Source organism: Mesorhizobium sp. M1A.F.Ca.IN.020.06.1.1, from assembly GCF_004023265.1.
GTDB lineage: Bacteria > Pseudomonadota > Alphaproteobacteria > Rhizobiales > Rhizobiaceae > Mesorhizobium.
Window position 1 is genome coordinate 1 of record NZ_RZSR01001355.1, and the last position, 1,160, is coordinate 1,160.

A 1,160-nucleotide genomic window follows, 5' to 3' on the forward strand; every position below is an offset into this window, starting at 1 on the left:
CGCCTGCGGCGGCACGATCAGCTCGATGTCCGCGCAGCTACCTTTCTGGCGATGCCCGTAGGCCATGAAGCCGATCTCGTCGTCGCCCGGCACCGACTGCAGCACCGTGCGCAGCGATTCGCGCGCGATCTCGAGCTTCGGCTTGCCGTCTATCTGGGCCCACATGGAGCCGGATGCATCGAGAATGATGATGACCTTGTTGGCGGCAAAGCCAAAGGTGGTCATCGACAAAAGGAGGATCGCCGCAGCGACGCTCCGTGCCAGTCCCGCCATGAAAATCTCCTGAGTGAACCCCCGTCCGCGCCGGGAAAGCTATTTGAGCCGGGCTTTGCAGACAAGCCCGACGGCCGGCAAGTCGCTCAATAGGTGGTTCGGCGCTCTTCCGACGGCGGACGGCCGAACTGCAGCCGGTAGCTTTGCGCGAAATAGGAGTGGGAGGTGAAGCCGGTGGCGATCGCGACGTCGAGAATCGGCATGTTGGTCTGGCGCAGCAATTCGCGCGCCCGCTCGAGCCTGAGCCGCATGTAGTAGCGGCCCGGCGTCACGTTGAGATGGCGCAGGAACAGGCGCTCGACCTGGCGCACCGACAGGCCCGCCGACTTGGCAAGCTGCACCGCCGACAAAGGCTCATCGAGATGGTCGGCCATCAGCTCGACGATACGTCTCAGCTTCTCCGACTTGCCGGTGAGGTCGCGCTCAGGTCCGACGCGCTGGCGGTCACCGGCTGAGCGAATACGCTCGTGCTGGAACTGGTTGGCGACGCCATTGGCGAGGTTGGAGCCGAAATCGCCGCGCACGATCTCCAGCATCAGATCGATCGAGGTGGTGCCGCCGGCGCAGGTGTAGCGCTTGCGATCGATCTCGAAAACGTTGCCGGTGCAGTTGATGTCCGGAAAACGCTCCATGAAGCCGGCGCGGTTTTCCCAGTGGATAGTGCACCGGTAGCCGTCGAGCTGGCCGGCCTCGGCGAGCAGATAGGAGCCGACCGAGAGCGCGCCGAGCGCGTTGCCGCGGCGGCCCCAGCTGCGCAGCGCCGCCAGCACCTTGCTCTTGCCGGGGAACTCGGTGGTGAGCCCGACCGAGACGAACAGGATATCGACCGGCGGCATGTCGGCGACTGAATAGTCGATCTTGAGCGGAAGGCCGTTGGAAGCCATGAC

The 1,160-nt window shown here is 64.7% G+C and carries 1 protein-coding gene and 1 pseudogene; both read right to left on the minus strand.

Annotated features, from left to right (window positions below):
- Nucleotides 1-273, minus strand: a pseudogene (locus EOA60_RS33945) (hypothetical protein); the annotation flags it as partial.
- Between the two features lie 86 nt (nt 274-359).
- A partial coding sequence (locus EOA60_RS33950) for a GlxA family transcriptional regulator (RefSeq protein ID WP_164899808.1) occupies nt 360-1,160 on the minus strand: 801 nt, incomplete at its 5' end.